Genomic DNA, 20,568 nt, shown 5'->3' on the forward strand with positions numbered 1-20,568 from the left:
GCGAGCGTTTCGACGGCACACCCTACGGCTGATCGCCGCGCGCGGGCATCACAGTCGCGCCCCCTTCAACGCCATGTGCAGCAGCAGGCGGTCCTCGCCGTCGTCCAGGTCGAGGCCGGTCAGCTGCTCGACGCGGGACAGGCGGTAGTAGAGGGTCTGCCGGTGGATGCCCAACTCCGCCGCCGTACGCCCCGCCTGGCCCGCGCAGTCGAGGAACACCTCGGCGGTGCGGGCGAGTTCGCGGTGCGCGGGGGAGAGGAGGGTGCGGACGGCCGGGTCGTGGGCCGCCTCCGGGGGGAGGGCCGTGAGGAGGCGGAACGGGCCGATGGAGGCCCACTCGGCGACCGGACCGAGGCGGGGTTCCGCGAGGACCGCGCGGGCGGCGGCGGACGCCTCCTGCCAGGCCGCCCCCAGCTCGGCGAGGCCCACCCGGGCACCGGCGACTCCGGCGGCCACGGTCGTCCCGGCGCCCTTCGTCGTTCCGGAAGTCCCGGGAGTCGACGAAGGCCGGGGCGCCGCCGTTCCCTGCCCGCCCCCGCGCTCCCCGTCCGCCTCCCGTACGAAGCGTGTCGCCGCCGTGAGCGCCGGAGTCAGGACGTCCGCCGAGCGCAGCCGTACGAGAAGGGCCAGGCTCTGGCCGGTGGCCCCCCACGGCACCGTGCACAGCGCGGTCGCGCCCGGCACCGTACGGACCGAAGGGGCGTCGTCAGGGTCGGCGGAGGGCCAGGGGGCGACGCACACCACCGCGTGCAGGCCGTCGCCGCGCGGGCCGAGGGCGGTGCGCAGCTCGGCCACCGCCATGTCCCGCTGCCAGCCGCGCTCGGCGGTGAGGACCGCCCGCAGCTCGCGGGTGAGGTCCGCGCCCGCCTGTGCCTCGTCCGCGAGCAGGTCGCCGATGCGGGCGGCGACCTCCATCGCCGCGGAGAGCTGTGCCTCGGACGGGCCGGGGTCGTCCTCCAGCAGCCAGACATAGCCGAGGACGACACCCCGATGGCGTACCGGCAGACAGATCCGGCCCCGGTACACGCCCGCCTCCGGGGTGGGCGGGATGTGCACGGGGGCCGTCGCGCGTGTGATGCCGAAGCCCTCGAACCAGGTACGGACCGCCGCCGTGGAGCGACGGGTGAGGATCGAGCGGGTCCGTACGGGGTCCAGGGCCGACGGGTCGAGCTCGCCCTCGCTGTCGTAGGCGCCGAAGGCGATCAGCTCGAAGTCCCGGTTCTCCAGCGTCGCGGGCACGCCGAGGAGCGCCGAGATCTCGTCGACCAGCTCCTGATAGCCGCCGTGGTCGCCACGGTGATCTCGGTGCTCCCGGTGGTCCCGGTGCTCTCTGTGATCCCTGTGTTCGTCGCTCACCCGGGCATTCTCCCGCAATTCCGCAGCCCTTCATACATCTGTCTGAGATCCAGGGCACGGATGCGTGACAGCTGTCGATGGCTCAGGATCGGAGGGATCCTTAGGTTTCACGGTGGTTCTCCGTGCCGTACCCGAATGGTCGGGATACGGCCTTCTGCTCGCCTTGTTGTGGAGGTGCCCCGTGCTGGGTCCCGTGATTCTCGCCGCGTCGCGCAGCGACCGGATGCGCCGCTTCGTGTCGGCGGCTCCCGGCACCAAGCAGGTGGTCGCCCGCTTCATCGCCGGTGAGAGCGTCGACCAGGTCGTTCCGGTCGTCCAGGACGCCGTTGCCAAGGGTCTGGAAGTCACCCTCGACGTCGTCGGCGAGGACATCACCACCCGCGAGCAGGCCTTCGCCGCCCGGGACGCGTACCTGGAGCTCATCGAGCACCTGAAGGAGCTGGACCTCGGCACCAAGGCCGAGATGTCGATCAAGCTGTCGATGTTCGGACAGGCGCTGGAGGGCGGCCACGAGCTGGCCCTCGCCAACGTGCGCCCCGTCGTCGAGGCCGCCGCCGCCATCGGCACCACCGTCACCCTGGACGCCGAGGACCACACCACCCTCGACTCGATGTTCGCCATCCACGAGGAGCTGCGGAAGGACTTCCCCCGGACCGGCTGCGTCATCCAGGCCTACCTGTACCGCACCGAGGCCGACGCCCGCCGCCTCGCCGCGAGCGGCAGCCGCGTCCGCCTGGTGAAGGGCGCCTACAAGGAGCCCGCCGAGGTCGCGTACCAGGACAAGGCCGAGACCGACAAGGCGTACGTCCGCGTCCTGCGCGTCCTGATGGAGGGCGAGGGGTACCCGATGATCGGGTCCCACGACCCGCGCCTCATCTCCATCGCCCAGGAGCTGGCGCGCAAGGCCGGGCGCAAGCTGGACGAGTACGAGTTCCAGATGCTGTACGGCATCCGCAGCGAGGAGCACCTGCGGCTCGCCGCCGAGGGCCACCGCATGCGGGTGTACACCGCGTACGGCACCGACTGGTACGGCTACTTCATGCGCCGCCTGGCCGAGAAGCCGGCCAACCTCCTCTTCTTCGCACGCTCGATTCTGACCAAGGGCTGATCCACGGGCCGAGCCCGAACCACCCGCTCATAAAGGAGTTACGGAAACCATGGACGCTGTGACCCAGGTCCCCACCCCCGTCAACGAGCCGGTGCACGGCTACGCCCCCGGTTCGCCCGAGCGCGCCCGCCTGGAGGCCAAGCTCAAGGAGCTGGCGGAGAACCCGATCGAGCTGCCGATGACCATCGGCGGCGAGAAGCGGCTCGGCGGCGGTGAGCGCTTCGAGGTCGTGCAGCCGCACAACCACAAGGCCGTCATCGGCACCGGCGCGCACGCCACCCAGCAGGACGCGCAGGACGCCATCGACGCGGCCCTCGCCGCCGCGCCCGCCTGGCGCGCGATGTCCTTCGACGACCGCGCCGCGATCATCCTGCGCGCCGCCGAGCTGCTGGCCGGCCCCTGGCGCGAGACGCTGGCCGCCTCCACCATGCTCGGCCAGTCGAAGACCGCCCAGCAGGCCGAGATCGACTGCCCCTGCGAGCTCGTCGACTTCTGGCGCTTCAACGTCGCCTACGCCCGCCAGATCCTCGCCGAGCAGCCCCCGGCCAACTCGCCGGGCGTCTGGAACCGCCTCGACCACCGCCCGCTCGAAGGCTTCGTCTACGCGATCACGCCGTTCAACTTCTCGGCGATCGCGGGCAACCTGCCGACCGCGCCCGCGCTGATGGGCAACGTCGTGGTCTGGAAGCCGTCCCCGACGCAGACCCACGCCGCCGTGCTGCTCATGCGGCTCCTGGAGGAGGCCGGTCTCCCCAAGGGCGTCATCAACCTCGTCACCGGAGACGGCATCGAGGTCTCCAAGATCGCCCTGGAGCACCGCGACCTCGCGGGCATCCACTTCACCGGGTCGACCAAGACCTTCCAGTACCTGTGGAAGACGGTCGGCAACAACATCGAGAAGTACCGCTCGTACCCGCGTCTGGTCGGCGAGACCGGCGGCAAGGACTTCCTGGTCGCGCACCCCAGCGCCGACCGCGCGGTCCTGAAGACCGCCCTGACCCGTGGTGCCTTCGAGTACCAGGGCCAGAAGTGCTCGGCCACCTCCCGCGCGTACATCCCGGCGTCCATCTGGAACTCCGGGTTCAAGGAGGAGTTCGCGGCCGAGGTCGACTACCTGACCATGGGTGACGTCACCGACCTCGCGAACTTCGTCGGCGCGGTCATCGACGAGCGCGCGTTCGCCAAGAACAAGGCGGCGATCGACCGGGCGAAGACCGACCCGGCCTGCACGATCGTCGCGGGCGGTTCGTACGACGACTCGGTCGGCTACTTCGTGCGCCCGACCGTCGTGGAGTGCTCGGACCCGGAGAACGAGGTCTTCAAGACGGAGTACTTCGGCCCGTTCCTCGCCGTGCACGTCTACGAGGACGAGACCGATGAAGGCTACGACGAGATGCTGACCCAGATGGAGTCGGCGTCCGACTACGCGCTGACCGGCTCGGTCGTCTCGGGTGACCGTGCGGCCGCCGCGTACACGATGGAGAAGCTCCGCTACGCCGCGGGCAACTTCTACATCAACGACAAGTCGACCGGCGCCGTCGTCGGCCAGCAGCCCTTCGGCGGCGGCCGTTCCTCCGGCACCAACGACAAGGCGGGCGCCCCGCAGAACCTGATGCGCTGGACGCTGACCCGCGCCATCAAGGAGACCCTGGTCCCGCCGACCGACTACACGTACCCGCACATGGGCTGATCAGCCCTTCCGAACCCGGGCCGGGAAGCCCGACCTCCGAGCAGGCTTCCCGGCCCGTCTCCATGTCCGGCCCGTCTCCGTCTGCGGAGTGGTCGGGTGAAGGCCCCCCGCTCGTGCTGTGCCACGGCGGCCCCGGCCTGGGGGACATGGGCGGGCGCCCCGAACGCCTGCCCCGCCGACAGGAGTTGACGGACCGTCCGGTTCGCTCCGAGGCGGAGACGGTCGGCTCGCTGGAGCGGGCGCTGCCCCGGGTGCGCCAGGTGATCGTGCCGGAGGCCGGGCACCTGCCGTGGGTCGAGGATCCGAGGGGCTTTCGGGGGGCGGGGACGGCGGCCCTGCGGTGAGCCGCCGTCCCCGCCGCGGCGGAGGTGGCGTTACCCGGCGAACTCCGTCCGCTCCCACCACTCGTACACGGGCAGCCTGCCCTCCGGCGTGTCCGCCTGCCGTGGGGTCGCCCTGAAGTGTTCGTATCCACCGCGCAGCTCGATCTTCACGTCCGTTCCAGGAGGCGGGACCGGGACGATCCGCTCGGGCAGATCGTCCGGGCCGCCCTCGAGCAGTGCTTTGGTCGTGTCGCTCATGACGTCACCGTTCCCCCTGCCGGAGCCCGATGTCGCATGCCGCGCGGAGGATCAGTCGTGTGGGCGAGCCGCCGCTCGGCCGTCGGCGGTCGCCGCGCACGAACGGCTCCCCCGACCCCGTTCGGGGCAGGGGGAGCCGCGGGTCGCTTCGGTGGGTCAGTTCTCACAGGTCGTACGGCCTTCGCGCGCGCGACAGGCGAGCGCCGCGAAGCCGCCGTCCGCCACCACCGGTACGGTCAGCGTGCCGCCGCCCCGGACGACGTGCGTCTCGCGCACCAGGCCCGACGGACCGTCCGTCAGGGTCTCCACCAGCCAGCGGCCCGCGCCCAGCCGCAGCGGTACGTCGACCGTGCGGGCCGCGCCCGTGAACGTGCCGCCGAGGAACCACCGGCCGTCGGCGGCGCGCCGGGCGAGGACCGCCGAGCGGCCCGGATCACCGGTCAGCAGCCGGGTCTCCTCCCAGCGGGCGGGAAGCTGCTCCAGATAGCGGCGGGCCTCGGGCCGCGCGTCGTACGACTCCGGGGTGCCGGAGAGGTTCTGGATCCCGGACTCGTACAGGACGCTCAGGCCCAGCTCACCCGCGTCCGAGGCGACGTTCGGGCGGTACGGGCGGTGGAAGGCGCCCGGGGTGAAGTCCATGGAGCCGATGACATTGCGGGTGAAGGGGAGCGAGGCCAGCTGCTCCGCGGTGTTGTTGCGCTTCTCCTCGCCGCCGACACCCTCCATCGACATGACCTGCGGCCAGGTGCGCTGGATGCCCTTGGGGATTGTTGAGCCGTGGAAGTTCACCATGAGGTGGTGGCGGGCCGTGGACTCCAGCACGTCGTCGTACCAGCGCATCCGCTCCTGGGACTCCGAGTCCATGAAGTCGATCTTCACGCCCTTGACGCCCCAACCCGCCAGCGTGGAAAGCCACTTCTCGCGCTCGACGGGATCGGTCAGCAGGCTGTAGTGCAGCCAGACGTGGATGCCCACGCCCTTGGCCGCCGCGTAGCGCACCAGCTCCGGCATCCAGCTGTCCGTCTGCCACCGGGGATCGATCACCTCCCAGTCGCCGGTCTTGAAGTACCAGCCCGCGTCCACCACTTCGTAACGCCAACCGCGCTCGGCCGCGTAGTCCACGTACTTCTCCTGCGCGGCCAGGCTCTGCCCCGCCTCCTTGCCGCCCGCCAGCCAGGTCCACAGCGCCGGGCCCGGCTTGATCCAGGAGGTGTCGTGGACCCGGGACGCCGGGGCGAGGTCGTCGGTGAACGTCGACTCGGTGACGGTGGCGAGATCACCGGTGACGATCGCGCGCCAGGGGGTGGTGAGCGGGCCGGTCGTCAGGATCGGCTCGTCGTTCCAGAGACTCAGCCCGTACGTCGACGAGTCCGCGGTGTGCGTCAGGTGGGCCCCCGCGTAGGTGCCGTTGACGTCCGACTCGGCGATCAGGGCGTAGTCGCCGTCGGTGGCGGCGCCGTTGCCCCCGTCCGTCCTGAACAGGCCCTGCATCATGTACGCGCCCGCCGGCGCCGCCGCCGCGGAGTCGTAGCGGGTGAAGCGGAGCTCGTTGTCGGCGCGGTAGCCGCCGAGGAGGGCGTTCGCGCCGGTGGGGAGGGTGAAGGCGGAGGCCTCGCGCAGTACGTTGCCGTGGTTCTGCGGCAGGACGTAGCGGTAGGCGACGCCGTCGCGGGCGACTCGTGTCACCAGGTCGAGCCGGGCTCCGTCGGCGGTGCGGAAGCGGAAGCGGGCCTCGGTCATGCGGGCGACGCGGTCGCGGGACTTGCCGGTCGGGCTCGTGTAGTGCTCGGTGATCGTGCGTTCGGAGCGTCCGGTGAGGCTCAACCCCCGGGAGAAGTCGGTCTGTTCGGTGACCAGGCCGAGGGGGGAGGGCTCCAGGACCGTTCTGCCCTCGCGTCTGACGGCGAGCGTGGGACGTCCGTCGGACCGATCGAGCGCGACGACCGCCGTCGGGGAGCCGTGCGGCCCCTTCACCTCCCAGGCGGCCCGCGCCGTCCCCTCGGCGCGGGCGGGGAGCGCCGCCACCGCCGTGGCGAGCAGGGTGGAGCAGAGCGTCAACACGATGGTGCGGGCCCGTAACTGGACCGACATCAGGAACCCTCCTTCTCGCAGTCATCACCTGTAGTCATCCGATGATTGTGAGAGTGAAGGTGCGCGATGGGCCTGTCAAGGCGTCCGACCGCATCAGAGATAGGATCAATTTTCGAGGTCGCGCCTGACCTCCTCCGCCACCCGCGCCAGCGCCCCCCGCAGCCACCGGTGCGCCGGATCCGTGTCCAGCCGTACGTGCCATGCCTGGCCCGACGAGAACCCCGGCAGGTCCAGCGGAATCTCCAGCACCGCCAGCGGCATCCAGCGTGCCGCCTCCCTCGCGACCTCCGCCGGGACGAGCGCCAGGGCGTCGGTGCGCAGGACGAAGAAGCAGGCCGCGCCGAAGGTGGGGGCCGTCGCCAGGACGTCGCGGCGCAGGCCGAGCCCGGCGAGGTGTTCGTCCACCACGCTGTGCGCCCGGCCGCGCCGTGTCACCGTGATGTGCGGCAGCGCGGCGAACCGCTCCGGCGTCAGCGGCCCGCCCGCGAACTCCGCGCCGGCCCGCGCCACCGCCACCATCCGGTGTTCCCGCAGCGTCGAGGCGCGCACGTCGTGCGGCAGCGGGTCCGGCAACTCGCCCACGTCCAGATCGACATGGGTGCGCAGATCCGCCGGGTCCTCCTCGCCCTCGGGCAGCAGTCGCAGCCGTACGCCGGGTGCCTCCCGGGCCACCAGTTCCAGCAACGGGGCGCCGAGGGACAGGGCGACCCCGTCGTTGGCACGGATTCTGAACTCCCTGCGCAGGGAGGAGAGTTCGACATCGGTCGGCGGTCGCAGCGCCGCCACCGCGCCCGCCAGCGCGGCCTGCACCCGAGGCTGCATCTCCCGCGCGCGGGGTGTCAGGGTCAGCCCCCGCCCCGACGGGACGAGGAGCGGGTCGCCGACCACCCGGCGCAGCCGGCCCAGGGTGCGGCTCATCGCCGAGGGGGAGACGTTCAGTTCGGCCGCCGCACCCGCCACGCCGCCCGCGCGCAGCAGGGCGTCGAGGGCGGGCAGGAGGTTCATGTCGGGAAGGGGAGCGGTCAGCCCGGACCCGGACGACGCATGCGCTGAATGCTGCATGGGACGCAAGGCTACGTGAAGCAATCGGACCTTGTGTGCAGCAATGGGCGCCCTGAACCTGGACCCATGACGGATTCTCACCGGCGCGGCACCGCGACCGCGCTCCTCGTCGCGGGCTGCTTCTTCATGGAGATGCTGGACGGCACGATCGTGTCGACCGCGGCTCCGCAGATAGCCCGGGACCTGCACACCGCCCCCACTTCCGTGGGCCTGGTCATCACCGCCTACCTCGTCACCCTCGCCGTCCTCATCCCCCTCTCCGGCTGGCTCACCGCCCGCTTCGGCCCGCGCCGGGTCTTCCTCACCGCGATCACGGTCTTCACCCTCGCCTCCCTGGCCTGCGCGTTCGCCCCGAACCTCGGCGCGCTCGTCGGAACCCGTGTGCTGCAGGGCGTCGGCGGCGCCATGATGGTGCCCGTCGGCCGGCTGATCGTCCTGACCGGCACCGCCAAGCGGGAACTGCCGCGCATGGTCGCGTACATCGTGTGGCCCGGCCTCGTCGCCCCGGTGCTCGCGCCCCTGCTCGGGGGCCTGATCACCACGTACGCCTCGTGGCACTGGATCTTCCTGCTGAACGTGCCCCTCGGCGTGGTCGCCCTGCTCGTCGCGCACCGCCTCATCGCACCGGCCCCACGGGACGAGACACCCCCGCTGGACCTCGTCGGCACCCTGCTCACCTGCACCGGCCTCGCCGCCCTGACCTGGACCGCGCACCTGCTCTCCGACCCGGCCGGAGGTGCTCGGGCGCGGACGGTGGCGGTCGGCGCGCTCGCCGCCGTGGCGCTCGCCGCGGCCGTGCGGCATCTGCTGCGCACCCCGCACCCGCTGGTCAACCTGCGCACCCTGGACGTCCAGTCCTTCCGCGCGTCGGCGCTCGACGGCTCGCTCTACATGGCGGTCGTCGCCGCCCTGCCCTTCCTCCTCCCGCTGCTCTTCCAGGAGGTGTTCGGCTGGAGCGCGGTGAAGTCGGGCGCGGTGGTGCTGTTCGTCTTCGTCGGGAACATCGGGGTCAAGCCCGCGACCACGTATCTGATCAACCGCTTCGGCTTCCGTCCGCTGCTGATCGTCTCCACGCTCGGGCTCGCGGTCACCACCGCGGCCTGCGCGCTGTTCACTCGGGGGACGCCGGTCGCGGTGATCGCGGTCGTCGCGGTGCTCTCCGGTGTCGCCCGTTCGGTCGGCCTGAGCGGCTACGCGACCATCGCCTTCAGCGAGACCCCGCCGGAGCGGCTGCGCGACGCCAACGCCCTGTTCGCGACCTCCCACCAACTGGCCGCGGGGCTGGGCGTGGCCGTCACCGCCGTCGCGCTTCGCGGGGGCGCGGCGCTGACGGACGGGACGCGCTCGGCGTATGCCGTCGCGTTCGTGGTGCTCGGCGTGCTGTGTCTCGTTCCGACCGCGGGCGCCCTGCGGCTGCACCCGGCGGCGGGCGATGCCGCGCGCACTGTTGTCCCAGCTCAGGGCCGTGTGACCCAATCCACCGTCTCAGATAGTAGGAAGTCCGACTAACTGTGGAGACAGATGCCCCTTCCTCGCTTAGTTTTGTAGGAGCCGAACGTCTCGCTAGACCAAGCGAATGGCGGTCGTGAGCCGGAGCCCCTGGCAGGCAACCCCTGCGGCACCGCTCCCCGCCCCCGGCGTCTCGTATCCCTCCCTCATCGCACTTCCGGTGGTCCGTTCCGGGCCGCTTTCCGGAGGCAAGGAGTCGATTCATCATGGCCGAGACGACCGTCCGCCGAGTCCGCCACGTGTCCCGCACGAGCGAGTCCGACCGCAAGAACGCGGCCGCCGCCCTCCAGCGCGCCCTCGACCGCAGGGACAACGGCGGCGAGACGGGTCACTGACCCGCCCGCACCACCCCCATACCGGGAGCCGCACCCGCACGGGGTGCGGCGCGGGGTCCACGCCCCGCGCCGCACCTCGGAGTGCTCGGCCGCCCCCGTGTGCTCAGCGACCGCGCCGCACCTCGAAGTGGTCGATGAGCCCGCCGCTCTCCGCGAGCGCCGACACCGTGAGCCGGGGCGTCGTGCCCGCCTCCGCCTCCACCGAGAGGAAGGAGAAGCCGGCGTACCGCACCCGGGACCACTCCACCGTCTCCCGCTGCTGGTCCTGCGACTTGGTCCATTGGAAGCTGCTCACCGACTCGTGGCGGCCGACGTGCCCCTCGTAACTGTCCTGCACGCCCGACGGGAAGCCGTACAGATCCTTGCCGCCGCCGCCCGCGGTGACGTAGACGATCCCGTCCCGTGTCGGATCCGTCGAGCCGCCCACCGGCACCGCACGGCCCACCGCACCCATCTTGACGGCGTCCGTCCGCTCGTACACGTGGTTGTGCCCGTTGATCACCAGATCCACCTGGTGCTTGTCGAACAGCGGCAGCCACTCCGCGCGCACCCCGCCGTCGGAGGCGTGCGCGGACGTCGAATAGGCGCAGTGGTGGAAGAAGACCACGATGAAGTCCACCGCCGCCGAGGAGCGCAGCTCGCCCAGCTTCCTGTCCAGCCACTTCGTCTGCTGCCCGCCCGAGTAGCCCTGGTTGGCGGGAATCTCGTACGACACGTCGTTCGCGTCCAGTGCCACGACGCCGACGTTGCCGTAGGTGAAGGAGTAGACGCCCGGTGCCGTCCGTGGGTCGAAGCCGCTGTCCGGGAGGGAGAAGCGGGCCGCCTGACCGCCGTAGCCGTCCGGCGAGTACCAGGCCTCCATGTCGTGGTTGCCGGTCGTCACCATCCACGGCACCGACTTCGCCACCGGCTCGGTCTGCTTGAGGAACAGGTCCCAGTACCCGGGGTCGAACCCGTCCGACTTCTTGCCGCTCCCGGTCCCGTCCGCGTAGCAGATGTCACCCGCGTGGAGGTGGAAGGCGGGGTTCTGGCGCAGCAGCACCTTGTCGTTGGCGAGCGCGGCCGAGCTGACGCCCTGGTCGCCGAAGGCGGTGAACACGAACTTCTCCGGGTTCGCGGGCGCCGTGCGGAAGGAGCCGACGGTCGACCCGTGCGCCGGTGAGGCCGGGTCGAAGCCGTCGTGGCCGACGCCGTAGTAGTACGTCGTGCCGGGCCGCAGACCGTCCAGGGCCGCGTGCACGTAGTACTGCTCCAGTGTCGGCCGTACGCCCGTGACCCCCGGCGTGTGCAGGGCGCGGACCTCGGCCCCGACCTTCCGGCTCAGCTGTCCGGGATGCGTGCCCACCCGCAGATACGGCCTCCGGACCGCGAGCGGCACCTGCCAGGAGACCCGCATCTGGGTCTTCGGGTCGGCGCCGAAGGCGAGGTGACGGCCGAAGGGGGTGACGACGGAACCGTGCACCTGCCCGGTGACGCTCGGGCTCGGGGCGGAGCCGCGCCTCACCGTTCCCGACGGCGACGAGCAGCCGGCCAGCAGCCCGCCGCCCGCGAACGCACCCGCCGACACCAGGGCGCGGCGCCGCGTGAGCTTCGTACGCAGGTACTCGTACTGCTCCGCCATGCTCATCCGGCTCGCGAGCTGCTCCGGAATGCCGAAGTCGGGAAGGTCCATGCTGGTGAACTTCCCAGCAAGTCCCAACGCCCGCCATACGTACGGGTGAACGCACGTCGACGAAACGGTTCGCGACACCCCGAGGATGTCCGGATGGCGGACACCTCGTGTCATTCCATGGGACACGGAGTACGGTGCCTTCATGTCTCGCAGCATCAATCTCGCAGTGATCCCCGGTGACGGCATCGGCCAGGAGGTCGTGGCCCAGGGACTGAAGGTGCTCTCCGCCGTCCTTCCGCAGGATGTGAAGCTGGAGACCAAGGAGTTCGACTTCGGGGCCAAGCGCTACCACGCCACGGGGGAGACCCTCACCGAGGCCGACCTCGACGCCCTCAAGCAGCACGACGCGATCCTGCTCGGCGCGATCGGCGACCCCTCGGTCCCGTCCGGCGTCCTGGAGCGCGGCTTCCTGCTCAAGCTCCGCTTCGCCTTCGACCACCACGTCAACCTGCGTCCGTCGAAGCTCCTTCCGGGTGTCGCCACCCCGCTGGCGGGCCAGCCGGAGATCGACTTCGTCGTGGTCCGCGAGGGTACCGAAGGTCCGTACACGGGCAACGGCGGCACGATCCGCAAGGGCACCGAGCACGAGGTCGCCACCGAGGTCTCCGTCAACACGGCCTTCGGTGTCGAGCGTGTCGTCCGTGACGCCTTCGCCCGCGCCCAGGCCCGCCCGCGCAAGAAGCTGACGCTGGTCCACAAGAACAACGTGCTGACCTTCGCGGGTCACCTCTGGACGAACGTCTTCAACAAGGTGGCCGAGGAGTTCCCCGAGGTCACCACGGACTACATCCACGTGGACGCCGCGACGATCTACCTCGTCACGGACCCCGCGCGCTTCGACGTGATCGTCACCGACAACCTCTTCGGCGACATCATCACCGACCTCGCCGCGGCCGTCTCCGGCGGCATCGGCGTCGCCGCGAGCGGGAACATCAACCCCTCCGGCGAATTCCCCTCGATGTTCGAGCCCGTGCACGGCTCGGCGCCCGACATCGCGGGCCAGGGCAAGGCCGACCCCAGTGCCACCGTCCTGTCCGTCGCCCTCCTGCTGCGCCACCTCGGCTACGAGGCCGAGGCCGCCCGCATCGAGGACGCCGTCTCGGCCGACCTCGCCGAGCGCGTGGGCAAGCCCGCCCGCAGCACCGAGGAAATCGGCGACGCGCTCGCCGTACGAGTAGCCGGCTGACCCGCCGCGCCACTTACGTCTCGTAGGAGCCGCCGGGTCGCATCCGCACCCGGCGGCTTTTCCTATGCCCTCGCCGGGTGCCACCATCAACAACCCCTGGGCAACCCCTGGGCCGTCTTCACCCCGTTTCGTCCACGGCTTCGCGCGCGCGATAATCGAACGCGGAGCCGCGGGAATGAGGGAATGCTCGGACGTCCTAGTACTGGCCACTGGCAGTACAGGCGTGAGCGCGGCCCGTCACACACAACCGGTGAAGGACAACCACATGACGACGCCCACGATCGAGCTCAAGCCCTCTTCGCAGCCCCGCTCCGCGGCGGAGCGCGAGGCGATCCTCGCCAACCCCGGGTTCGGCCGCCACTTCACCGACCACATGGTGACGATCAAGTGGACCGAGGGCCGCGGCTGGCACGACGGCCAGCTCGTCCCGTACGGCCCGCTCTCGCTCGACCCCGCGAACATGACCCTGCACTACGCGCAGGAGATCTTCGAGGGCCTCAAGGCCTACCGCCAGCCCGACGGCTCCGTCGCCACCTTCCGCCCGGACAAGAACGCCCGGCGCTTCCAGGCCTCCGCCCGTCGGCTCGGCATGCCGGAGCTGCCCGTGGAGACGTTCATCGAGGCCTGTGACGTGCTGGTCCAGCAGGACTGCGCCTGGGTCCCGGCGCACGGCGGCGAAGAATCCCTCTACCTGCGCCCGTTCATGATCGCGACCGAGGTCGGCCTGGGCGTGAAGCCCGCCAACGAGTACCTCTTCCTGGTCATCGCCTCCCCGGCCGGCGCCTACTTCCCCGGCGGCGTCAAGCCCGTCTCCATCTGGGTCTCCGAGGACCACGTCCGCGCCGTCCCCGGCGGCATGGGCGACGCCAAGACCGGCGGCAACTACGCGGCCTCCCTCCTCGCCCAGGCCGAGGCCGCCGAGCAGGGCTGCGCCCAGGTCTGCTACCTCGACGCGGTCGAGCACAAGTGGATCGAGGAGCTCGGCGGCATGAACCTGTACTTCGTGTACGGGGACAGGATCATCACCCCCTCCCTCACCGGCTCCATCCTGGAGGGCGTCACCCGCGACTCCCTCCTCACCGTCGCCCGCGACCTCGGCTACACCTCCGAGGAGGGCCGCGTCTCCATCGACCAGTGGCAGCGCGACGCGGAGAACGGCACCCTGACGGAGGTCTTCGCCTGCGGCACGGCCGCGGTCATCACCCCCGTCGGCACGGTCAAGCGCACCGGTGCCGAGTGGCAGCAGTCCGGCGGTGAGCCCGGCGAGGTCACGGTGAAGCTGCGCGAGGCGCTCCTCGACATCCAGCGCGGCATCAGCGAGGACAAGCACGGCTGGATGCACCCGCTGGGCTAGGACGTTCCCCGCGACCCTCGCGCCCCGCGCGCCCGTGGGTCCACGGCAACCCACACCTCCCGCCGGTCCCTCTCTCCCCAACAGGAGTGCGGGGACCGGCGGTTCGTTCGACGCGTAGCGGCTCCGTGACACGGGTATCCACAGATTCCACGGGGGGAGCGTGCCGCCCTCCCGTGTGCCCGCACGGCCACGGAGGGAGCGCAGGTGAGCGCAGGGTCGCCGATACCACGACTGCGCTGGCTGCTGCGCACCTTACGCACCCCACGCCGCCCCCAGAGCCTCACCGTCCTCGTCCTGCTCGCCGCCGTCGCAGCCCTCCTCCTCTGGAGCAGCTCGCGGATGGACAACTACGAGGAGAACCTCACCCTCAACCTCGGCACCGACATCGTCGGCGTCGTCGTCACCGTCTTCGTGATCGGCCCGCTGATCAGCCGCGCCCAGGAGGGCCGGGTCCGCGAACACACCCGGCTGGACTACGAGTGGTTCAGCGCTCAGGTCTACGGCTCGACCTCGAACGTGAAGGTCCTCGACACCTTCTCCAACGTGTTCGGGCCGCAGTTCTCCGAGCGCCTCTTCCGCGGCATCAAGGCGGCCACCGGGCACGGCGCCCGCGTGCAGATCCTCCTCCTCGACCCCGACTCCCTCGCGGTCATCCTGCGCGGCCGTGAACTGGGCGAGCAGAGCGCCGACATCCGCCGCGACATCATGCGCAACCTGCGCACGCTGGACCGGTTCGCGCTCCGGCTCGACGAGAACTCCCGTCAGCTCCTCGAAGTACGCCTCTGCTCCACCTCCCCCGGCGTGACCCTCTACCGCTGGGACGAGCGCTCCCTGGTCTCCTTCCTGACCGTCGGGCGCCTGTCCGGCGAGGGAGTCCAGCTGGAGGTCGCCGTCCACTCCCCGCTCGGCACCTTCGTCGAACAACGCTTCGACGAACTGTGGCAGCAGAGCAAGCCGATGGAGCGATTCACCCATCTGCCGCTGACCCTGGTCGACGCGACCGACGGCCGCCGGGCGTTCAGCTGTCGCTTCGTCTACGTGGACGACTGCCTGTACGTCGCCGGACACGGCCTCGTGTCGTACATGGCCCGCCACCGCCTCGACCAACTCTCCGCCTACAGCGATGCCTTGACCGCCACCGGCGCGCACGAGCTGATCGTCGTGGACGACGAGAGCGAGCTGCACGGGCTGCTCCTGCAGCGCTTCGCGGAGAAGTACGATGCGTCGGCGGGCGCCTTCGTCGAGTTGCGGCCGTTGGTCCTGGTCAGGGAATAGAGGCCCCGGCACACATGAGTTCAGCGCTCCACCCCGCTCAGCCCGCGAGACCCGGATCCGCGCACCTGAGTCTCCGATCTCCGGACACCAGCTCCCGGTCTTCGCACCCGAGCCCCCGCTTTCGCGCCTTCACGCCCCGTGACCTGGACGGCCTGCTGCGGCGCGTGTCCCTGCCGCCCGCCGAGCGACTCGCCCTGCGGGCCGTGGCGGCCGTCCTGCCGTTCCGTACGAACACCTACGTGGTCGACGAGTTGATCGACTGGTCGGCCGTGCCCGACGACCCGATCTTCCGGCTGACGTTTCCGCAGGCCGAGATGTTGCCCGAGCCCGACCTCAAGCAGATGGCGGAGCTGCTGGCGCGGGACGCGCCGAAGGCCGACGTCCTGCGCGCGGCCCACGAGATCCGGATGAAGCTCAACCCGCATCCCTCCGGCCAGCTCGACGCCAACGTCCCCGTGCACGAGGGGCGGCGCCTCACCGGTCTCCAGCACAAGTACCCGGAGACGGTGCTGATCTTCCCGCGTCAGGGCCAGACCTGCCACGCCTACTGCACGTACTGCTTCCGCTGGCCCCAGTTCGTCGGCGAGTCCGACCTGCGCATCGCCACCGACGACATCGCCACCACATCCGCCTATCTGCGCGCCCACCCGGAGGTCACCAGCGCGCTCATCACGGGCGGCGACCCGATGGTGATGAGCACCGAGGTGCTGCGCCGCTACGTCGAACCGCTCCTGGAGATCGAGTCGGTGCAGTCGATCCGCATCGGCACCAAGTCGCTCGCCTTCTGGCCGTACCGTTTCCTCACCGACCGCGACGCCGACGACGTGCTGCGTCTGTTCGAGAAGGTCGTCGCGAGCGGCCGCCACCTCGCGCTGATGGCCCACTTCACCCATCCGCAGGAGCTGCGGCCCCCGGTGGTGCGGGAGGCGATGCGCCGGGTGCGTGACACGGGTGCCGTGATCCGCTGTCAGGGGCCGCTGGTCAGGGGCATCAACGACAGTGCCGAGGCGTGGGCCGGGCTGTGGAACGAGACGACCGCGCTGGGGGCGGTGCCGTACTACCAGTTCGTGGAGCGGGACACCGGTCCGCAGGGCTACTTCGGGGTGCCGCTCGCCCGCGGTCACCAGATCTTCCGCGACGCCTACGCCCAGGTGTCCGGCCTCGCGCGGACCGTGCGCGGCCCGGTCATGTCGGCGATGCCGGGCAAGGTGTGCGTGGACGGGATCACGGAGGTGGCCGGTGAGAAGGTCTTCGTGCTCCACCTCATCCAGGCCCGCGACCCGGAGCTGGTGGGCCGCCCGTTCTTCGCCGCGTACGACGAGAACGCCACCTGGTTCAGCGACCTAAAGCCCGCTTTCGGCGCGAGCCAGTTCCTGCCCGGCCTCGACCCGGTGTGACGCCCGCTTCGGCGAGAGGGCCACATAGACGAGGCCCCCGACCAGGCCCGACAGGACGAAGCTGCAGTCCACTCCACCGGTGAGGGACAGCAGCGGTCCCTGGTACGACGGGAGGGAGACGGCGAGGAGGCCGGCGAACGCGCCCAGTGCCCAGGCCACCGTCGCCTGGATGTTCCAGCCGGCGCGGTACCAGTAGATGCCGCCCCGGGAGCGGCGGTTGAAGACCTGGAGGGCGTCCGGGTCGTAGATTCCGCGGCAGCGGGCGAAGCCGATGAGGGTGATGACCGCCCACGGGGTGCCGATGGCGGTCAGGAGAAGGACGAAGGACGTCATCGCGGACTGCGCGTTCCAGGCGTAGTGGCCGACGAAGACACAGACGGTGGCGACGACGGCGACCGTGAGTGTGGCCCGGGCGCGCGAGGCCTTCGGCAGGATCGCGTCCAGGTCCAGGCCCATGGAGTACAGCATCAGGCCCGCGTTGCCGACCGACCCCGCGGAGGCGGCGAGCAGCAGCGGGACCAGGTACCAGGTGGGGGAGGCGGAGACCAGCGGCCCCGCGTAGTCGAGGGCCGCGCGGGCGGCGTACGCCGTGAAGGTGCCGAAGAGCTGCGGGACCAGCAGCCCGGCGATCAGGCCAAGCCACGTGGCGTGCAGAACCGTACGGGAGGAGTGCCGGGACGGGGAGATGTAGCGCGTGTAGTCGCCGAGCAGGGTGATGAACGCGATCGGTCCGGACAGGCCCGCCGCGACCGCCGCCAGCAGCCAGGTCGGCCAGAACGAGCCCAGCAGATAGCCGCCGGTCTCCGGGAGCGCGGCGGTGGTGAAGTGCGGCGCGTAGGCGAGCACACCGAGCGCGAGGAGCGCGGTCATGCCGACCGCGAGGACCCGGGACATCGCGAGCAGCACGCGGTAGCCGTACACCGCGCCCGCGACGGTGGCGGCGGCGAGGACGGCGTACACGACGGCGTACGACAGCCCGTCCGCCGGCAACCCGAACAGGCGGCCGAGCACGCTCACCATCACATCGCCGCCGATCCAGACGGTCAGCGCGGTGTAGCCGAGGGCGAGCAGCAGCCCGACGACCGAGCCGACCAGCCGTCCGCGCACCCCGAACTGGGCGCCGGAGGAGGTGGAGAGGTTCGTCGCCGTGCGCAGCGACACCAGCGCGAGCGGCGCGGTGAGCGCCGTGCCGATCACCGTGCCCGCCACGATCGCGCTCACCGACGACCACCAGTCGAGCCCGAAGGAGGGTGGCAGCCAGCCGAAGATGATCACGCCGAGGCAGAGGTTCGACCCCAGCAGGATCGAGACGAGGTCCCCCGGCCCGCTGGTCCGTTCCTCGTCGGGGATGGTGTCGACTCCGCGCTGTTCGATCGGCATGGCTGGTCTCCTTCGACGGCCGCCTGAGAGTTAGAGCGACGTTCAATGTCTGTGACCAGATTCTGGATGTCAATGTTTCCGTTCCATGAATCTCGCGTTTAGAGTGGTGCTCTAAATCGAGGAAGGCAAGGAGGTGCCCGGACATGAGACTGACCCCCACGGAACGTGACCGGCTGCTGCTCTTCGGGGCCGCCGAGCTGGCCCGTGCTCGCCGGGCCCGGGGCCTCAGGCTGAACGTTCCCGAGGCGACCGCCCTCATCGCGGACACCGTGTGCGAGGCGGCCCGGGACGGGCGCCGGCTCGCCGAGGCGATCGCGGCGGCCCGGGCGGTGCTGGGCCCGGACGACGTCCTGCCGGGCGTCGCCGACGTCGTCACCGAGGTGCACGTCGAGGCCGTCTTCGACGACGGGTCCCGGCTCGCGGTCGTCAGCGACCCCCTCGGGGGCGGGCTGGGGGAGCGGGCGCCGGGCGCGCTGCTGCCGGGGCCGGCGCACGCCGAGCCCGCCGCGGTCGTCCGGCTGACGGTCACCAACACCGCGACCGTGCCCGTCTCGGTCACCTCGCACTTCCACTTCTTCGAGACCAACCCGCGGCTCGACTTCCCGCGGGCGGCGGCCTACGGGATGCGGCTCGCGGTCCCCGCCGGGTCCTCCGTGCGCTTCGGACCGGGCGAGAGCGCCGAGGTCGGACTGCTGCCCATCGGCGGTGAGCGGATCGCCATCGGCTTCGCGGGACTGGTCGACGGGCCGCTGGACGCGCCCGGGGCCAGGGAAGAGGCCCTGCGCAGGGCCGCCGCCTGCGGATACCTCGGAGCCGGGGAAGCCGGAGATGGCGAGGGCGCCGGAGATGGCGGGGACTCCGGGGAGACCGGCGAAATCCAGGGAGCTGAGCCGCGATGAATCCTTACGAGTACGCGGCCACCCACGGCCCCCGCGCCGGCGACCGCGTCCGCCTCGGTGACTCCGGGCTGACCATCCGCGTCGAGTCCGACGCCCAGCGCTACGGCGACGAGTTCCTCGCCGGCTTCGGCAAGACCGCCCGCGACGGACTGCACCTCAAGGCCGCCGCCGTCCGCGAGACCTGCGACGTCGTCATCAGCAACGTAGTGGTGATCGACGCGGCCCAGGGAATCCGCAAGGTCTCCATCGGCATCCGCGAGGGGCGGATCTGCGCGATCGGGCGGGCCGGGAACCCCGACACCCTCGACGGGGTCGACGTGGTGGTCGGTACGGGGACGTCGATCGTCTCGGGCGAGGGACTGATCGCGACCGCCGGAGCCGTCGACACCCACGTGCACCTGCTGTCGCCGCGCATCATGGAGGCCTCGCTCGCCTCCGGCGTCACCACGATCATCGGCCAGGAGTTCGGGCCGGTGTGGGGCGTCGGCGTCAACTCGCCCTGGGCGTTGCGCCACGCCTTCAGCGCCTTCGACGCCTGGCCGGTCAACATCGGCTTCCTGGGCCGGGGTTCGTCCTCCGACGCCGCCCCCCTCGTCGAGGCCCTGGCCGAGGGCGGCGCGAGCGGCTTCAAGGTGCACGAGGACATGGGCGCCCACACCCGCGCCCTCGACACCGCGCTGCGCGTCGCCGAGGAACACGACGTCCAGGTCGCCCTGCACAGCGACGGGCTGAACGAATGCCTGTCCGTCGAGGACACCCTGCGCGTCCTCGAAGGCCGGACCATCCACGCCTTCCACATCGAGGGCTGCGGCGGCGGTCACGTGCCGAACGTCCTGAAGATGGCGGGGGTCCCGAACGTCATCGGTTCCTCCACCAACCCCACCCTGCCCTTCGGCCGGGACGCGGTCGCCGAGCACTACGGCATGATCGTCTCCGTCCACGACCTGAAGACCGACCTGCCCGGCGACGCGGCCATGGCCCGCGACCGGATCCGCGCCGGAACCATGGGCGCCGAGGACGTGCTGCACGACCTGGGCGCGATCGGGATCACCTCCTCGGACGCGCAGGGCATGGGACGCGCGGGCGAGACCGTACGCCGCACCTTCGCGATGGCCGGAAAGATGAAGGCCGAGCGCGGCGCACCGGCGGACGTGGACCACGACAACGAGCGCGTCCTGCGCTACATGGCCAAGCTCACCATCAACCCGGCCATCGCGCACGGCCTCGCCCACGAGGTCGGCTCGATCGAGGTCGGCAAGCTCGCCGACATCGTCCTGTGGCGCCCGGAGTTCTTCGGCGCCAAGCCGCAGCTCGTCCTCAAGTCCGGCTTCCCGGCGTACGGCGTCGTCGGCGACCCGAACGCCGCCACCGACACCTGCGAACCCCTCGTCCTGGGGCCGCAGTTCGGGGCGCACGGCGCGACGCCCGCCGAGATCTCGGTCGCCTTCGTCGCCCAGGCCGCGCTCGACCAGGGCAACGACCTCATGCCGACCCGCCGGCGCCGGGTCGCCGTGCGCGGCACCCGCGGGATCGGCCCCGCCGACCTGCGCCTCAACTCCCGTACCGGATCCGTCGACGTCGACCAGCGCACGGGCCTGGTCACCCTCGACGGTGACCCGCTGCGCTCCGAACCCGCCGACTCGGTCTCCCTCAACCGCCTCTACTTCCTGTGA

The 20,568-nt window shown here is 71.1% G+C and carries 17 protein-coding genes; 11 read left to right on the top strand and 6 right to left on the bottom strand.

Annotation, left to right across the window (positions count from 1 at the left end):
* Window positions 1-48: 48 nt before the first annotated feature.
* The gene (locus tag FNV62_RS35210; protein ID WP_376227260.1) at window positions 49-1,374 is read right to left on the bottom strand and encodes a PucR family transcriptional regulator; all 1,326 of its coding nucleotides are present in this window, start codon (window positions 1,372-1,374) and stop codon (window positions 49-51) included.
* A 163-nt stretch (window positions 1,375-1,537) separates the two neighbouring features.
* Between FNV62_RS35210 and FNV62_RS35215 the strand changes: the two genes are divergently transcribed.
* The 3 genes from FNV62_RS35215 to FNV62_RS54730 all read left to right on the top strand — a co-directional run bounded on the left by FNV62_RS35215 (window position 1,538) and on the right by FNV62_RS54730 (window position 4,498).
* Window positions 1,538-2,464, top strand: coding sequence for a proline dehydrogenase family protein (locus FNV62_RS35215; RefSeq protein WP_054234566.1), 927 nt, complete (start codon window positions 1,538-1,540; stop codon window positions 2,462-2,464).
* A 49-nt stretch (window positions 2,465-2,513) separates the two neighbouring features.
* Window positions 2,514-4,154, top strand: a complete 1,641-nt coding sequence (gene pruA / locus FNV62_RS35220; protein WP_143628205.1) for an L-glutamate gamma-semialdehyde dehydrogenase — start codon at window positions 2,514-2,516, stop codon at window positions 4,152-4,154.
* 113 nt (window positions 4,155-4,267) lie between these two features.
* Window positions 4,268-4,498 (top strand): hypothetical protein, encoded by a 231-nt coding sequence (locus FNV62_RS54730; protein ID WP_186003132.1) that lies wholly within the window; start codon window positions 4,268-4,270, stop codon window positions 4,496-4,498.
* A gap of 30 nt (window positions 4,499-4,528) precedes the next feature.
* On the opposite strand, the gene FNV62_RS35230 is transcribed toward FNV62_RS54730, so the two are convergent.
* From FNV62_RS35230 to FNV62_RS35240, 3 genes are all read right to left on the bottom strand, one after another.
* Complete coding sequence (locus FNV62_RS35230) at window positions 4,529-4,735, bottom strand: DUF5988 family protein (RefSeq protein WP_054234564.1); 207 nt, start codon at window positions 4,733-4,735, stop codon at window positions 4,529-4,531.
* 156 nt (window positions 4,736-4,891) lie between these two features.
* Entirely contained in the window at window positions 4,892-6,826 is a 1,935-nt protein-coding gene (locus tag FNV62_RS35235) for a glycoside hydrolase family 97 protein (protein WP_143628207.1), read from the bottom strand.
* 105 nt (window positions 6,827-6,931) lie between these two features.
* Entirely contained in the window at window positions 6,932-7,888 is a 957-nt protein-coding gene (locus tag FNV62_RS35240; protein WP_097286356.1) for a LysR family transcriptional regulator, read from the bottom strand.
* A 66-nt stretch (window positions 7,889-7,954) separates the two neighbouring features.
* On the opposite strand from FNV62_RS35240, the gene FNV62_RS35245 reads away from it, so the two are divergent.
* Window positions 7,955-9,397: a DHA2 family efflux MFS transporter permease subunit gene (locus FNV62_RS35245; protein WP_097286357.1), complete on the top strand. Its 1,443-nt coding sequence runs from the start codon at window positions 7,955-7,957 to the stop codon at window positions 9,395-9,397.
* A 206-nt stretch (window positions 9,398-9,603) separates the two neighbouring features.
* Window positions 9,604-9,732 carry a hypothetical protein gene (locus tag FNV62_RS57195; protein ID WP_097286358.1) on the top strand — a complete coding sequence of 43 codons (129 nt, stop codon included), beginning with the start codon at window positions 9,604-9,606 and terminating at the stop codon, window positions 9,730-9,732.
* Window positions 9,733-9,835: 103 nt separating this feature from the next.
* Here the strand turns inward: FNV62_RS57195 and FNV62_RS35250 are convergent, their stop codons facing one another.
* Window positions 9,836-11,404 (bottom strand): purple acid phosphatase family protein, encoded by a 1,569-nt coding sequence (locus FNV62_RS35250; protein WP_143628211.1) that lies wholly within the window; start codon window positions 11,402-11,404, stop codon window positions 9,836-9,838.
* 142 nt (window positions 11,405-11,546) lie between these two features.
* On the opposite strand from FNV62_RS35250, the gene FNV62_RS35255 reads away from it, so the two are divergent.
* From FNV62_RS35255 to FNV62_RS35270, 4 genes are all read left to right on the top strand, one after another.
* Window positions 11,547-12,590, top strand: coding sequence for a 3-isopropylmalate dehydrogenase (locus FNV62_RS35255; RefSeq protein ID WP_054234560.1), 1,044 nt, complete (start codon window positions 11,547-11,549; stop codon window positions 12,588-12,590).
* 265 nt (window positions 12,591-12,855) lie between these two features.
* On the top strand, window positions 12,856-13,944 hold the full coding sequence (locus FNV62_RS35260) for a branched-chain amino acid aminotransferase (RefSeq protein WP_054234559.1): 1,089 nt from the start codon (window positions 12,856-12,858) through the stop codon (window positions 13,942-13,944).
* Window positions 13,945-14,148: 204 nt separating this feature from the next.
* Window positions 14,149-15,219 carry a hypothetical protein gene (locus tag FNV62_RS35265; RefSeq protein WP_143628215.1) on the top strand — a complete coding sequence of 357 codons (1,071 nt, stop codon included), beginning with the start codon at window positions 14,149-14,151 and terminating at the stop codon, window positions 15,217-15,219.
* A 164-nt stretch (window positions 15,220-15,383) separates the two neighbouring features.
* Window positions 15,384-16,616 carry a KamA family radical SAM protein gene (locus tag FNV62_RS35270; RefSeq protein ID WP_225900477.1) on the top strand — a complete coding sequence of 411 codons (1,233 nt, stop codon included), beginning with the start codon at window positions 15,384-15,386 and terminating at the stop codon, window positions 16,614-16,616.
* On the opposite strand, the gene FNV62_RS35275 is transcribed toward FNV62_RS35270, so the two are convergent.
* Window positions 16,563-17,996, bottom strand: a complete 1,434-nt coding sequence (locus FNV62_RS35275; protein WP_143603019.1) for a cytosine permease — start codon at window positions 17,994-17,996, stop codon at window positions 16,563-16,565. The genes FNV62_RS35270 and FNV62_RS35275 overlap by 54 nt on opposite strands.
* A gap of 143 nt (window positions 17,997-18,139) precedes the next feature.
* Here FNV62_RS35275 and ureA point away from each other — a divergent pair, with 143 nt between their 5' ends.
* Together ureA and FNV62_RS35285 are read left to right on the top strand one after the other, a co-directional pair.
* On the top strand, window positions 18,140-18,895 hold the full coding sequence (ureA, locus tag FNV62_RS35280; protein WP_097286361.1) for an urease subunit gamma: 756 nt from the start codon (window positions 18,140-18,142) through the stop codon (window positions 18,893-18,895).
* The gene (locus FNV62_RS35285) at window positions 18,892-20,568 is read left to right on the top strand and encodes an urease subunit alpha (protein WP_097286362.1); all 1,677 of its coding nucleotides are present in this window, start codon (window positions 18,892-18,894) and stop codon (window positions 20,566-20,568) included. Before ureA ends, FNV62_RS35285 begins: the two co-directional genes overlap by 4 nt.

It is taken from the genome of Streptomyces sp. RLB3-17 (genome assembly GCF_007113425.2).
GTDB classification, from domain to species: Bacteria; Actinomycetota; Actinomycetes; order Streptomycetales; family Streptomycetaceae; genus Streptomyces; species Streptomyces mirabilis_D.

Coding starts and splice junctions, on each gene's coding strand:
- FNV62_RS35285 (WP_097286362.1), top strand. CDS start 18,892: ATGAATCCTTACGAGTACGCGGCCACCCACGGCCCCCGCGCCGGCGAC.
- FNV62_RS35275 (WP_143603019.1), bottom strand. CDS start 17,996: ATGCCGATCGAACAGCGCGGAGTCGACACCATCCCCGACGAGGAACGG.
- FNV62_RS35255 (WP_054234560.1), top strand. CDS start 11,547: ATGTCTCGCAGCATCAATCTCGCAGTGATCCCCGGTGACGGCATCGGC.
- ureA (WP_097286361.1), top strand. CDS start 18,140: ATGAGACTGACCCCCACGGAACGTGACCGGCTGCTGCTCTTCGGGGCC.
- FNV62_RS35260 (WP_054234559.1), top strand. CDS start 12,856: ATGACGACGCCCACGATCGAGCTCAAGCCCTCTTCGCAGCCCCGCTCC.
- pruA (WP_143628205.1), top strand. CDS start 2,514: ATGGACGCTGTGACCCAGGTCCCCACCCCCGTCAACGAGCCGGTGCAC.
- FNV62_RS35245 (WP_097286357.1), top strand. CDS start 7,955: ATGACGGATTCTCACCGGCGCGGCACCGCGACCGCGCTCCTCGTCGCG.
- FNV62_RS57195 (WP_097286358.1), top strand. CDS start 9,604: ATGGCCGAGACGACCGTCCGCCGAGTCCGCCACGTGTCCCGCACGAGC.
- FNV62_RS35235 (WP_143628207.1), bottom strand. CDS start 6,826: ATGTCGGTCCAGTTACGGGCCCGCACCATCGTGTTGACGCTCTGCTCC.
- FNV62_RS35250 (WP_143628211.1), bottom strand. CDS start 11,404: ATGGACCTTCCCGACTTCGGCATTCCGGAGCAGCTCGCGAGCCGGATG.
- FNV62_RS35240 (WP_097286356.1), bottom strand. CDS start 7,888: ATGCAGCATTCAGCGCATGCGTCGTCCGGGTCCGGGCTGACCGCTCCC.
- FNV62_RS35230 (WP_054234564.1), bottom strand. CDS start 4,735: ATGAGCGACACGACCAAAGCACTGCTCGAGGGCGGCCCGGACGATCTG.